At 62.4% G+C, this 13,557-nt stretch carries 10 protein-coding genes; 3 read left to right on the forward strand and 7 right to left on the reverse strand.

What is annotated here, in order from left to right:
• Together CVS30_RS09385 and CVS30_RS09390 are read right to left on the reverse strand one after the other, a co-directional pair.
• Positions 1 to 1,521 carry an MmgE/PrpD family protein gene (locus CVS30_RS09385; RefSeq protein WP_110485079.1) on the reverse strand — a complete coding sequence of 507 codons (1,521 nt, stop codon included), beginning with the start codon at positions 1,519 to 1,521 and terminating at the stop codon, positions 1 to 3.
• 40 nt (positions 1,522 to 1,561) lie between these two features.
• Positions 1,562 to 2,197, reverse strand: coding sequence for a GntR family transcriptional regulator (locus CVS30_RS09390; protein WP_110485080.1), 636 nt, complete (start codon positions 2,195 to 2,197; stop codon positions 1,562 to 1,564).
• Between the two features lie 202 nt (positions 2,198 to 2,399).
• Between CVS30_RS09390 and CVS30_RS09395 the strand changes: the two genes are divergently transcribed.
• On the forward strand, positions 2,400 to 4,301 hold the full coding sequence (locus CVS30_RS09395) for an AMP-binding protein (protein WP_110485081.1): 1,902 nt from the start codon (positions 2,400 to 2,402) through the stop codon (positions 4,299 to 4,301).
• Positions 4,302 to 4,397: 96 nt separating this feature from the next.
• Here the strand turns inward: CVS30_RS09395 and CVS30_RS09400 are convergent, their stop codons facing one another.
• From CVS30_RS09400 to CVS30_RS09410, 3 genes are all read right to left on the reverse strand, one after another.
• On the reverse strand, positions 4,398 to 5,681 hold the full coding sequence (locus CVS30_RS09400; RefSeq protein WP_110485155.1) for a dicarboxylate/amino acid:cation symporter: 1,284 nt from the start codon (positions 5,679 to 5,681) through the stop codon (positions 4,398 to 4,400).
• Between the two features lie 232 nt (positions 5,682 to 5,913).
• Positions 5,914 to 6,624: a response regulator gene (locus tag CVS30_RS09405; RefSeq protein ID WP_110485082.1), complete on the reverse strand. Its 711-nt coding sequence runs from the start codon at positions 6,622 to 6,624 to the stop codon at positions 5,914 to 5,916.
• Entirely contained in the window at positions 6,621 to 8,276 is a 1,656-nt protein-coding gene (locus tag CVS30_RS09410; protein ID WP_110485083.1) for a sensor histidine kinase, read from the reverse strand. Before CVS30_RS09410 ends, CVS30_RS09405 begins: the two co-directional genes overlap by 4 nt.
• Before the next feature lie 127 nt (positions 8,277 to 8,403).
• Between CVS30_RS09410 and CVS30_RS09415 the strand changes: the two genes are divergently transcribed.
• Positions 8,404 to 9,768: a cation:dicarboxylate symporter family transporter gene (locus tag CVS30_RS09415; protein WP_110485084.1), complete on the forward strand. Its 1,365-nt coding sequence runs from the start codon at positions 8,404 to 8,406 to the stop codon at positions 9,766 to 9,768.
• Positions 9,769 to 10,061: 293 nt separating this feature from the next.
• On the opposite strand, the gene CVS30_RS09420 is transcribed toward CVS30_RS09415, so the two are convergent.
• Positions 10,062 to 11,735 (reverse strand): DUF6297 family protein, encoded by a 1,674-nt coding sequence (locus tag CVS30_RS09420; protein ID WP_110485085.1) that lies wholly within the window; start codon positions 11,733 to 11,735, stop codon positions 10,062 to 10,064.
• 3 nt (positions 11,736 to 11,738) lie between these two features.
• Entirely contained in the window at positions 11,739 to 12,479 is a 741-nt protein-coding gene (locus CVS30_RS09425; RefSeq protein ID WP_110485086.1) for an ABC transporter ATP-binding protein, read from the reverse strand.
• 240 nt (positions 12,480 to 12,719) lie between these two features.
• On the opposite strand from CVS30_RS09425, the gene CVS30_RS09430 reads away from it, so the two are divergent.
• A complete protein-coding gene (locus CVS30_RS09430) occupies positions 12,720 to 13,556 on the forward strand; it encodes a ParA family protein (RefSeq protein ID WP_110485156.1) in 837 nt (278 codons plus the stop codon).
• Position 13,557 lies beyond the last annotated feature (1 nt).

The raw sequence follows: 13,557 nt of genomic DNA on the forward strand, positions 1-13,557 counted from the left end.
TTAGAACAACCCCTGAGGGGCGGCTGCCAGATCGATCACGCCGGGAGCGGCCGTGATGTTGAGCTGATTCAGTTCACCTGCGGCCAGGTTCGGCAGGTTTTCCGCTGCTGCGATGAAACGGTCAATTTCAGCGTCTTCGACGAGGCCTGCGGCAAGGGTGCGGAACTTGTTGATGTACTGCGCGCGGGCGAAGGGCCGGGCACCGAGCGGGTGAGCGTCGGCCACGGCGATGGAGTCGGTGATGAGCGTGCCATCATTCAACGTGATCTCCACGGAGCCACCGAAAGCCTTCTCGGCGATATCGAGGGAGTGGTAACGGCGCGTCCACTCGGCATCTTCTTCCGTGGTCACCTTGTGCCACAGCTCCACCGTGTCGGGGCGGCCGGCACGCTCGGGTGAGTAGGAGTCAACGTGGTGCCAGGCGCCATCCTGCAGGGCCACCGTGAAGATGTACGGGATGGAGTGGTCAAGGGTTTCGCGTGAGGCGGTGGGATCGTACTTCTGGGGATCGTTGGCGCCGGAACCGATCACGTAGTGGGTGTGGTGGCTCGTCTTGATCAGCACACTGGCCACGTTCGCCGGATCCGTGGCCTCGGGGTGCTCGCCGTGGAGCTTGCGGGCCAGGTCGATCCAGGCCTGGGCCTGGTACTCGGCGGAATGTTCCTTGGTGTAGGTATCCATGATGGCGCGCTTGGCCTCACCCTCTGCGGGCAGAGGCACGGTGTACTGGGCGTCTGCGCCGTCGAGCATCCAGGCGATCACGCCGTCTTCACCCTCATAGATCGGCACGGGTGAGGTCTGGCCGCGCATGGCACGGTCGGCAGCCTCGACGGCCATCTTGCCGGCAAACGCGGGGGCGTGTGCCTTCCAGGTGGAGATTTCGCCCTTGCGGGACTGGCGCGTGGCCGTGGTGGTGTGCAGTCCCTGGCCCACAGCCTGGAAGATGGTCTCCACCTCAAGGTTCAGCAGGGTGCCGATGCCTGCCGCGGCGGACGGGCCGAGGTGGGCCACATGGTCAATCTTGTGCTTGTGCAGGCAGATGGCCTTGACCAAATCCACTTGGATCTCGTAACCGGTGGCGATGCCACGGATCAGATCGGCACCCGAGGCGCCCGTGTGCTGGGCGACGGCCAGGATCGGCGGAATGTTGTCCCCGGGGTGGGAGTACTCGGCAGCCAGGAAGGTGTCGTGGTAGTCCAGTTCGCGCACTGCCACGCCATTGGCCCAGGCCGCCCACTCGGGGGAGACCTTTTCCGTGATGCCGAAGACGGAGGCGCCGGAGCCGCCCGTGGACGGAGCGTGCGTCAGTGCCTGGGCGCGGGCCGCAACAATGGGGCCACGGTTCAGAGACGCGATGGCAACGGAGGCGTTGTCGATGACGCGGTTGATGATCATGTCGGTGACTTCTGCCGTGACAGCCACGGGGTCGGCAGCAACCTTGGCGATCTTGTGCGCCAGCTGATCCTCACGGGCCAGTTTCTCTTCGCTCTTGTAAACGCGGACGTTGTGCTCGATTGTCATGGTGTTCCTTTCGCAGGGTGAATCAAAAAGTGGGGGAAGTTTAGGAGGCCGTGCTCAGTAGATGACGCAGACTGTTGTCCAGGTGGACAGTGGTGGCCGCGCTGGCCACGGCGGGGTTGCCATGGGCGATCGCGAGGGCGATGGCCGCATGTTCCCTGGCCGCATCGCGCAGCCTGACGGGGTTGTCCTTGCTGAGCCGGCGTACCCGGACCAGATGAACACGGAGGTTCTTCAGGGCCAGGTTGAGATAGTGATTTCCGACGGCGGCATCCACCGCGCTGTCGAGCTCGCCCGCCAGCTGGTAGTAGTCGGCCCGGTCGGGATCCTGGGCTGTAATCAGTTCACCGGCATTGCTGAGCTTCTCATACAGCGCCAGGAAGATGACTGGGTCGCGGCGCTGGGCTGCAAGTTCGGCGGCTTTGCACTCCAAGGCGGCGCGGAGTTCAAAGAGTTCCTCAAGGTGGTCCAGGGAAATCTCGCTGACCACCACACCACGCCCGCTTTGCGGTTCGCTCAGGCCCTCGGCCGTGAGTTTGGCCAGTGCCTCTCGTATCGGGGTACGGGAGACGCTCAGGCGCTCAGAGAGTTCGACCTCGCCCAGAACCGTCCCGGGTGTCAGTCGCCAGTTGATGATATCGCTGCGCAGGGTGGCATAAGCGCGGTCGCTAGCTCTCATATTCCCTCCCTCGTCATTGAAGTGCAGGACGTGCACTTAGCCAACATAATACCCACTCAGTGTATACAAACAACAGGCTATTGGGGCAAAACTTAGAAATTTTCCCGAAGTTCATCTCAACTATGTATACATAGGGCTTGTTATTGATCGCGAGGCGACGGTAGCATGATTCACATCACATCAACGTGGATGGAGAGTCACCATGGCATCAAACGCCGTTAGCTACCGGGATGAATACCAGCGCAGCATGAGCGATCCGGATGGATTCTGGCTGCAGGCCGCACAGGCCGTCGATTGGGTAGTGCCGCCCACACAGGCGCATAACAAAGAGGACTCTCCCCGCGGTCGATGGTTTGCCGACGGTGAACTCAATACGTGCTATAACGCCCTAGATCGGCATGTGGCCGCAGGCCGCGGAGATCAGCCGGCCCTGATCCATGACTCGGCCATGGAGGGAACGCAAAAGATGTACTCCTATGCAGAGCTGACCGAACAGGTGTCCCGCTTTGCCGGAGTGCTTCGGGCCCAGGGCGTGGGTAAGGGTGATCGTGTCCTGATCTACCTGCCCATGATCCCCGAGGCCGCCATCGCCATGTTGGCGACTGCCCGTCTCGGAGCCATCCACTCCGTTGTCTTTGGTGGCTTTGCCGCAAGCGAGTTGGCCGTGCGCATTCAGGACGCCGGGCCCAAGGTCGTTGTCACCACCTCAGGGGGATTGGAACCCAACCGGCACGTTGAATACCTACCCACGGTGGCCGAGGCGCTGACTAAGGCAGGAGTCCCCGAACTCCCTGTCATCATCAAGCACCGCAACGGCTTCACCTCCGATCCGCAGGCTCTCGGCCTGACCGTCGTGGACTGGGAGGCTGCGCTCGCAGTCGCCGAGCCTGCCGCGCCCGTGCCGGTGAACGCGACGGACCCGCTCTACGTGCTCTACACCTCGGGGACTACCGGGGCACCCAAGGGGGTGGTCCGCGATAATGGGGGTCACGCCGTCGCACTTCTGTGGACCATGGCCAATCATTATGACATTGGCCCGGGAGATGTCTGGTGGACGGCCTCGGATGTGGGCTGGGTCGTGGGGCATTCCTACATTGTGTACGGGCCGCTGCTGGCCGGGGCGACCACGGTCATGTACGAGGGCAAGCCCGTGGGCACCCCCGACGCCGGCGCTTTCTGGCGGGTCATCGAGCAGCACCAGGTCAAGGCCCTGTTTACGGCACCCACCGCGTTGCGGGCCATTCGCAAGATGGATCCCGAGGCGGAGCTGCTGCAGAAGTACGACGTCGGCAGCCTCCAAACGCTGTTTACCGCCGGTGAGCGGCTGGACACCGATACATACCTTTGGGCCGGGAAGGTGCTCGGGGTCCCGGTGGTGGATCACTGGTGGCAGACCGAGACCGGCTGGGCCATTGTGGGGAATCCGCGCGGGCTCGAGCCGCTGCCCCTAAAGGCAGGTTCGCCCACCGTGCCGATGCCCGGCTTTGATCTGCGGATCGTGGACGGCGGGGGCGTTGACGTGGCCACAGGGGAGGAGGGCAACATTGTGCTGGGGCTGCCGCTACCTCCCGGAACGTTGCCCACGCTGTGGAATGACGACCAGCGTTTCATCAATTCCTACTTGAGCGCCTTCGAGGGTTGCTACGTCACGGGAGACTCGGGTTACCAGGACGAGGACGGCTACGTCTTTGTCATGGGCCGCACCGACGACGTCATCAATGTGGCTGGACATCGGCTCTCGACCGGCGCCATCGAGCAGGTCCTTGGAACGCACCCGGCCGTTGCCGAATGCGCCGTGATCGGCATTGCCGATGCACTCAAGGGGCAAAAAGCTGTTGGCTTCGTGGTGCTCAAGTCCGGGGTGAGCCTGGCTCCGGCGGATCTGCAGACGGAACTGGTGGCGCTGGTGCGGCGCGAGATTGGTCCCGTGGCCGATTTCAAAACCGCGGTGGTGGTGGATGCCCTGCCCAAGACCCGTTCGGGAAAGATCCTGCGCAAGACCATGCGTCAGATTGCCGACGGCGACGACTACACGGTGCCCTCCACCATTGAGGATCCGGCCGTGATCGAGGCGCTCCTACCGGTGCTGAGCGCCCGAACCTAGGCGTAGTGCTGGCACGGCGTGGATTAACGAGTCAGACCCAGCCCTGTGTGTTTTCACCAGGGCTGGGTCTGACTCGTTAGGGTTCGTCCTGGCGGGTTACTGGGCCAAGGAATGCGAGGTAGCCTCGCTGCCCTCGCCTGCCTCAATCGTCTCGTCCGCCGGGTCCTGCGGCTGCGAGCCGAGTTTGCCGCGAGTGAGCTTGTTCATGATCAAGGCGAGTGCACCGTCGCCGGTCACATTGGTTGCGGTGCCGAAGCTATCGAGGGCAATGTAGGCGGCGAACATGAGCCCCACCTCGACCTCGCCAAAACCGAGCATCTGCACGAGCAGTCCCGCGGCTGCGGCGATCGCGCCGCCAGGAACACCGGGGGCGGCGATCATCATGATGCCAAGCATCAGAATGAACGGCATGTAAGCGCCAAACGAGACGTCACCGCCGGTGAGCAACAGCACCGCGATGGAGAAGCAGGTGATCTTGACCATCGAGCCCGAAAGGTGGATGGTGGCGCACAGCGGGATCACGAAGCCCGCGACAGAGTCGGAGACGCCGTTCTTCTTGGTTGACGCGAGGGTCACGGGGATGGTTGCGGCCGAGGATGAGGTGCCCAGTGCCGTGAAGTACGCGTCGCGCATGTTCCACAAGGCCTTCAAGGGGTTGATGCCCGACATTGCGCCGGCCAGTGAGTACTGCAGCAGCAAGACAACGAAGGTCAAGGCAAAGGAGACGACGGCGACGAGGAGGAACTTCGTTACTACCGTCACGGCAGAGCCGCTGGCCGAGAGATCCATGAAGATGCCGAAAATGAACAGCGGCAGCGCCGGCACGATGATGCGCCGAATCACGGCCTCAATGATGGTGCGGAACTCGATAGCTCCCCGAAAGAGCACCTTACTGTGAAAGGCCGTCAATCCGATGCCGAGGATAAAGGCCAGAACGAGTGCGCTCATGACGTCGATGACGGGTGCGAGTACGATCTCCGTCGCCGAATCGCCGGCACTGGAGACCAGGGAGACGAAGGGGCTGAATCCTGAGCCGGAATTCTCGCCGAAGGCCTCTAGCCCGCCTCCCGACAGCGGTGACGTGAAGAGCCAGCGGCTGACAAAGTAGGCGAGGAACCCGGCGACGATGGTTGAGCCGTAGGCGACCAGGGCGGTGACGCCTAGCCATTTCCCGGCGCCCTTGCCCAGTTCTGCGATGGCGGGCATGACCAGCCCGAGGATGATCAGCGGCACCACAAAGCTCAGGAAGCCTGAGAAAATGGAATTGTAGGTGAGAAAGACGTTGCCAAGCCAGGTGGGCATGACCGGTCCGGTCAGAATGCCTACAACAATGGCGATGATGATCCAGCCGAGTAGGGGGATCGATTTAAGTAGCTTCATAGGGACCTCAGGATCACAGAATTGGGCACGCACCTCGTTGTGCGTCCGTGTGGCGCGGAACACGCCTCAGTAATACTAGACGGGGCGGGCCATTCCTTGAAACTTGGGGGGTCCCGGACCGCGGGCGACTACACCCGGGGCGAAGCTGGTGCTTCGGGAAGTGGTCAGCCCGGACCCCTCGCCGAAGCCCGGGCTGATGATTCAGTTGGACCCTCAGTGTGCTTCTTGGACGTCAGTGCCACCCCGGTGTCCGGGACCAGCGGTATTCCAGCTCCGGGCGCCCCGGAGAACCGTGCCGCGGTGCTTTCACGGCGGATCCGGTCTCCACAAGATGGTCAAGGTAGCGCCGTGCCGTCACGCGTGACATCGCCAGGGCCGCCGCCGCCTCTGTCGCCGAGGCTGGTTGCTGTGCTGCACGCAACCAATCCACTACGGCCCCCAGCGTCTCAGGCAGCATGCCCTTAGGTAGGGTCAGCTTCCCTGAGGGCCGCAGAGCCGACATGGCACGGTCGATCGCATCCTGCGAGGTTTGTGATCTGTCCGTGAGCACGGTGTGAAAGCTTTGGTAACTTTCCAATTTTTCCCGGAACGCGGCAAAGGTAAACGGCTTGATCAGATACGCCGAGATGCCCAGCGCAATGGCCGAGCGCACCACATGCACCTCCCGCACGGCCGTGATGGCGATGACGTCCGGCACCAGCCCCAACCCATGAATGCGTCGCAGCAGGTCCAGACCATGCCCATCGGTCAGGTTCATGTCGAGCAGAATCAGCTGAATATCGGGGACATCAGAGTCGTTCAGCGCGGCCAGCGCGGCGCCCATGCCCTGCGCCTCGGCCACGACCTCGAAGCCGCTCAGACGTCGCACATAGTCGGCGTGGGCGGCCAGCGCGATCGGCTCATCGTCCACCACGAGCACCCGAATGGGGATGGTTCCGGTCATGGCTTTCCTTGGGTTTCTGCGGCTGGCTCGAGAGGCACGACGGCGGTCATGACGGCGCCGCCGTCATTCTCAGCTGTGATGGTGCCACCGAGGGCGGCGGTGGCCCGGCGGATGAGCGCGATGCCATAGCCCCTGCCACCCGGGGAGACGGACGTTTTATCGGTGGTTCCAATACGCCCGAGGATGTCAAGATCTGTCGTGGGCAGTCCGGGGCCGTTATCGGCCACCGTGAGGGTCAAGGTGCCGTCGGCGACGAGCAGATCGACCCACACGGTCGGAGAAGCTCCGGAACCTGCAGCACTATCGGCTCCAGGTGCTGCCGCGTCTTCTGCCACGGCGTCAATGGCGTTGTCGACCAGATTGCCCATAAGGGTGACCAATTCGCGCAGATCAAGCCTGTCCGGCGGTAGCGAACCGGACGCCGTCAGTTCGAGGATGACGCCGCGTTCATCGGCTTGTGCGCGCTTGCCCAATAGCAAGGCTTCAATAAAGGGTTCATCGAGGGTGTTCATAAATTCTCCTCCGAGGGCCACATTGCTTGAATGTTCGGAATTCGCAAAGGCCAACGCCTCGTTGTGGCGCCCCAGCTCGATGAGCGAGATGATGGCGTGCAGCCGGTTGGCGTGTTCGTGGGTTTGCGACCGTAGCGCCTCCACGAGCGTTTGGGTGCTGCTGAGACTCCCGGCCAGGGCAGTCAGTTCGGTGTGATCACGGAATGTGGTTGCGGTTCCGGCAGGTTCGGTACTTCCGGGCACCAGGGCGGGGCGTTGACTGACGACCAGCAAGCGATCTCCGGCGAGATGGACCTCATCGGTGGCTGTCCGGCCGGTACGGAGCAGCTCCGTCAAGGACTCGGGCAGCTTCAGGGACGCCAATGATGGGGGAGTGCCCCTCTGTGCTGGGGTCGGATTCATGCCAAGGAGCAGCGCGGCATGATCGTTGTAGAGGACCATGGAGCCGCGCTGGTCAACCAGCACCAGCCCCTCGCGCACCGAATGCAGCACCGATTCGTAGTAGGCGAAGAGCTGGCCCAATTCGGCTGGCCCCCATCCGAAGGTGACTCGTTTTAGATAGCGCCCCAGGACCCAGGCGGTCAGTGAACCTGCCAGCATGAGCGCCGCCGCCAGCCCCAATGCCATGGGCAGACGGGCGGCGATGAGCACCTCAACGTTTTCCACGGTGACACCTGCGGAAACCATACCCAAGACCTTCCCGGAGGAATCCTTGATGGGTACGATGGCCCGAACAGAGGGCCCCAGGGTGCCAAGCGTCGTCTCGGTGTAAGGCTGGCCGGCCCTCGCCTGCGAGATCGATCCGGTGTAGTGACCGCCGATTTCTTCCGGGGAGGGGTGAGTCCAACGAACGCCGTCAATATTCATCATCGTGACAAAATCCACGCCAGCGTTTCCCATGACGGCCTCGGCATAGGGTTGCAGTGCCGCCGAGGGGTTTGCGGTGGACGCTCCGGCAATGACCGACGGCGCATCGGCCAAGGATGTGGCCACCGACAGCATGCGCAGGCCCGTCTGTTCATATATCCGATTGTGCGCGTCAGAGACCATAACCCCGGCCATGCCGGCGGCGATGAGCACGGCAAAAAGCAGGTTGGCAATGAACAACCTGCGGGCGATACTCCAGCCACGCCAAAACATGGATCACCTTTCGTGCGACCAATATGAACACAACGGTGAGATAAGTCACGTTGGCAGGCAATCTTATGTGAGGCGGATTGCACGCCCCAACCCCTAATGCTAATCACCAGTTACACAAGGAGTCACCATGAGCTCTCAACGACGAGGGACTGACAGTCTTGCCAAGCCCACGCGACGCACAATGGATAAGACCCATTGGCTCTACATTGCCGTCATTGCCGCCGTCGTTTTTGGTGCGGCCATCGGCCTGCTGGCACCCGAAGTTGGTAAAGCGCTCAAGCCGCTGGGAACCATGTTTATCGCGTTGATCAAGATGGTCATTGCCCCGATTATTTTCTGCACCTTGGTGATTGGTGTTGGCTCGATCGCGAAGGCCGCCACAGTCGGTAAGGTCGGCGGACTGGCGCTGCTGTACTTCATGACCATGTCCACGGTAGCCCTAGCAATCGGTCTGGTAGTGGGAAACATCATCCACCCCGGATCCGGCCTGCATCTGAAGCCCTACGAGGGTGCGGCCGGCGGCGAGGAAAACTCCACCGTCAAATTCCTGATGGAGATGATCCCCAGCGACATTCCCGTGCTGCCGACGCTGGTTCTTGCGCTCATGGTGGGCTTTGCGCTGCAGTCCATGGGCAAGGCGGGCGAACCCGTTCTCAATGGTGTCAAGGAAATTCAAAAGGTCGTCTTCAAACTCATGATGATGATCATGTGGCTGGCTCCCGTTGGCGCCTTTGGTGCCATCGCCGCCGTCGTCGGTGCCACAGGTTGGGCAGCGATTGGTTCCATGGCAATCCTCATGGGTGCGTTCTACCTCACCTGCGCCCTGTTCATCGTGATCATCCTGGGTTCCATCCTGCGCCTCGTCACAGGGCTGAACATCTTCACCCTGATGCGTTACCTGGCCCGCGAATACCTGCTCATCTTCGCCACGTCCTCCTCCGAATCCGCCCTGCCGCGCCTTATGGCCAAGATGGAGCACGCTGGCGTCTCCAAGCCCGTCGTCGGCATCACGGTTCCCACCGGCTACTCCTTCAACCTTGACGGTACGGCCATCTACCTGACCATGAGCGCCCTGTTCATCTCCACCGCCATGGGTATCCCCATGAACCTCGGCGAACAGGTTGGTTTGCTCGTCTTCATGATCATCGCCTCCAAGGGTGCCGCCGGTGTTACCGGTGCCGGTTTGGCCACGCTGGCCGCTGGGTTGGCCGCCCACAAGCCGATCCTCCTCGACGGCATGGGTGTCATCGTGGGAATCGATAAGTTCATGTCCGAGTGCCGCGCGCTCACCAACTTCACGGGTAACGCCGTGGCTACCTTGCTCATCGGCAAGTGGACCAACGAGATCGACATGGACCAGGCTCGCGCCGTCCTTGCCGGTCAGCGTCCCTTTGATGAGACCACGATGGAAGAGGATGGCCACGGTTCCACGCACGACGGCGGAACCCCCGAATCTCCCAGTCAAGATCAGCGCGTCCCGGCTGCCGTCTAACACCGGAGCGTTCTGAGTCACCCTGCGGGTGGTCATCCTCGAGAAGGATGGCCACCCGCATTCGTTTAAGCAGCTCCTGCGGGTCGGGGCACGTTCTGGAATTCTCTTAAGCAGCTCCCGTGGGTTAGACGCCGCAATACCCGCAGGAGCTGCTTAAGAGAATTCTGAAGTCACGAGACACCCGCAGGAGCTGCTTAAGAGAATTCTGAAGTCACGCAGGACCCGCTGGAGCTGCTTAAAAGAATGCCCGGGGCGGAGGGAATCCGCCCCGGGCAGGGAAATCAGGACATGAGTTACTTCGTCGGGCCGGCAACCGGCACGCCGAACAGGCCACCGTCCTTGGCGGACTTGGGTTTACGCAAATGCGTGCCCCACAAGAACGCAAGCCAGGTCAGAGTCATTTGTGCCGGGAAGGCCACAAGCGGTACGCCGCCGGAAATCAGACAGATCAGCACGGGCAACAGCACAATGAGCGTCAGGTCCGGTCCAATCAGGAACGACTTGATGGCGCCGGTCGGGATCGGGCCCATGGGGGCGGCGACGGGAGGCATATTCCAGTCAGGTGCGGCCTTGAAGGCTGCCCGCAAGGTGGCTGCGCCAAGTCCGGGCCCGGCAAGGAGAGCTAGGAGCAGCAGCTGGGGCGAACCCACGCCTAGGGCCAGCAGGAGCCCGGCGCTGATAGGTGCCCAGAGTGTCATGGCCACGGCAGGGATCGCGTAGTGCACAAGGCGCACCGTTTTAGCTGGCAGTGGCATGAGCGTATCCACGGCGGGGTTTCCGGCAGAGAAGCGAGCCGTTGCGCCCAGAGCCGTCGAAGCGAAGTTCGCGCACAGGTACAAAGCCACGGCGATCAGCACGGCATTGCCAAGGAATTCAATCGAGGCCAGCGACGCGGGGATGGCCGCTAAGACCAGAACGCGGAGCAGAGTAGCGGGGGAACGCAGTGCCATCGTCGCATGGGTGCTGAGCAAGGTCTTGATGCTCCGGGCGTGCGCCGTTCCGCCCGTGAAGATGAGTTTGAGTCGAATCTTGCTCTTGCCGGTGGACGGTCCGGTGCTCAGCGAGCGCGAGAGCTCCGTGGGATCCATCGACAGCAATGAGCTAGCCGCGTAAGCGCCCGCGGCGGCACTTTCCTTCAGTGCTGCCGTGGAGATGCGCTCCAGATTGACATAGACCAACACCAGCAACCCCAGCGCGAGGGCCACGATGAGCAGCGGCCAGAGTTCGCCGTCGGCCACGAGGAAGGGCCAGCTCGTGGGTAGGTACTTCATCCAGGCTGTTTGCTCGGCCGTGATGGCCTGCTTCCCGGCCACGTTGTTGTACAGGGCGGTGCTCACGAGCGTCAGTGGGGCGAGGAGCGTAATAGCGCCCGTGATCTTCTTGAGCCATGCGCCGCGAGCCGAAACCTGGCACCAGGCAGCGAGACCGTAGAGCAGCCAGGCCAGCGCAGCCCCGCAGAGGGTCGCCAGCGCGATCCAACCGGGCGTGGGTGACTTCGCCATCCCGAGCGAGAGTGGCAACACCACGATGACGGCCGCAATCGTGGGCCATAGCAGCGAGGTGAGGAAGCCCGGCTGAATGAATCCTCTGCGGCGGACGGGCAGTCCCAGCCACCACGCGGTCTGCGGCAGTGTCATGGCGATGGGGCCCATGGTCATCTCCACCGACAGCAGCGCGGCCGCGAGCGTGAGCAGCACGGTTGCCCCGGCCTGCAGGAGTGTCACCGAGTGAAAACCAGGCGCCACGGCGGACGCCACCAAAGCGGATTCGTCACCGACACCTAGGCTATGGCGGAGGGCAACGATAAGTGCTCCCGCCATGGTCAGCAGGGTCAGCCCGCCCAGCAGGGAGGTATAGACCTCGGAGATGAGTTCCATGAGGCCACCTTCGGTGCGGCTCAGGCCTGCCCGAAAGGTGTAGTTGCGGATTTCCTTGGCGCTGAAGCGCTCTTTGGCTTGCGTACTCATGGATCAGTCCGCGTGCGGGTTCTCAGAGGCGATGGCTTTTGCCGCCTGGGAGGGTGTCATGGCATGGATCGTGTCGGAGATAAAGATGGCCTTGGTGGCCACCGTTGAAAGGAAGTCCGGATCATGGGTCACGACCATGAGCGCCAGTCCCGCGTCGACCTCCGCCCGGAGCCGGCTCGCAAGGCGATGGCGCATGGCCGTGTCCAGACGCTGCTCGGGCTCGTCGAGAACCAGGAGGGAACGGGGGCGGACAAAGGCCGCGGCGAGCAGCATGCGCCGCCGTTGTCCGGAGGAGAGATTGTAGGGGCGCGACTTTGCCTGCTCCGTGAGGCCAAAAAACTCCAGCTCAGAGGCGATGACCTCTTCCACATCGCCCACGCCGTGCCCGGCTGCCACAATGGCTAGATGCTCCTCAACAGTGAGGGAAGGGAAGAAGGCGTCATCGTCGAAGACCACCGCGACCTCGCGGCGAAAGTCCAGGGTTCGGTCGTCCACCTCTGCGCCGTTGATCAGGGTGGTCCCGGAGACGGCCTCAAGCTGGCCCACCAGCGTCTTGACCACCGTTGACTTACCGGCGCCGTTGGGCCCCACCAAAGCCAGGGACTGGGAAGAGTGGAGGCTGAAGCTGACAACCCCGCACACCGCCTTCCCGGAATAGCCGGCCTGCAGCTTTTCGGCACGCACCACGTCCTTGCGCGCTGGACTCGGTGCGGGATTTTTCGGGTCGTTCGTTGCTTTGCTCATCACTAACGAAGTATAGGCTCGCCCGGGTACCGGCTAGACTTATGCGGGAGCCCCTTGAGGAACGTTCAGCTTCAACTTGAGGGTCAAGGCTCAAAAGCTATCGGCGGTAAATGTTCAAAACATGACCCCGGCACCCGGTAACGTAGTGCAGTAGATAGCGCAGTATTACTAAGCAGCGAAAGTGTGGACTGACAGGTGAGCAACGAGCAGGGTGCAACGGCACTTGCCGGCGAGGACGTAATGGGCCCCACGGGGCGTCCCCTGACGGAATTCCCCGAACCGCCGGTTCTCAACTCCCATGGCCCCGCCCGTATCATCGCGATGGTCAACCAAAAGGGTGGCGTCGGCAAGACCACCTCCACGATCAACCTTGGCGCTGCGCTCGCAGAAGCCGGTCGCAAGGTCCTCCTGGTGGACTTCGATCCGCAGGGTGCACTTTCTGCCGGTTTTGGCACCAACCCTCACGAGCTCGACATCACCGTGTACAACGTGCTGATGGACCGGAAAGTGGATATCCGCGACGCCATCATCGAGACCGGCGTTGAAAACATTGACATCCTGCCGGCCAATATCGACCTCTCGGCCGCGGAAGTACAGCTTGTCAACGAGGTCGCCCGCGAGCAGGTTCTAGCCAGTGCGCTGCGCAAGGTCGAAGATGACTACGACGTCGTCCTCATCGACTGCCAGCCCTCCCTTGGTCTGCTGACCGTCAACGCGCTCACGGCCGCTCACGGTGTCATCATCCCGCTGATCTGCGAGTTCTTTGCCTTGCGCGCGGTCGCTTTGCTCGTCGAGACCATCGACAAGGTCCAGGATCGTTTGAATCCCGGCCTGCAGGTCGACGGCGTGCTGGCCACGATGTACGACGCCCGCACCCTCCATGGCCGCGAAGTCTTGGCCCGCCTGGTCGAGGCCTTCGGCGACAAGGTCTTCGAGACCGTCATCAAGCGCACCATCAAGTTTGCCGACGCCTCCGTGGCCGCTGAGCCGATTACCTCGTACGCGGCGAACCATCCCGGAGCCGATGCTTACCGTCGTCTGGCCAAGGAACTGATCGCCCGAGGCGGCTCGCCCTAAC

Source organism: Arthrobacter psychrolactophilus (assembly GCF_003219795.1).
Classification (GTDB): domain Bacteria; phylum Actinomycetota; class Actinomycetes; order Actinomycetales; family Micrococcaceae; genus Specibacter; species Specibacter psychrolactophilus.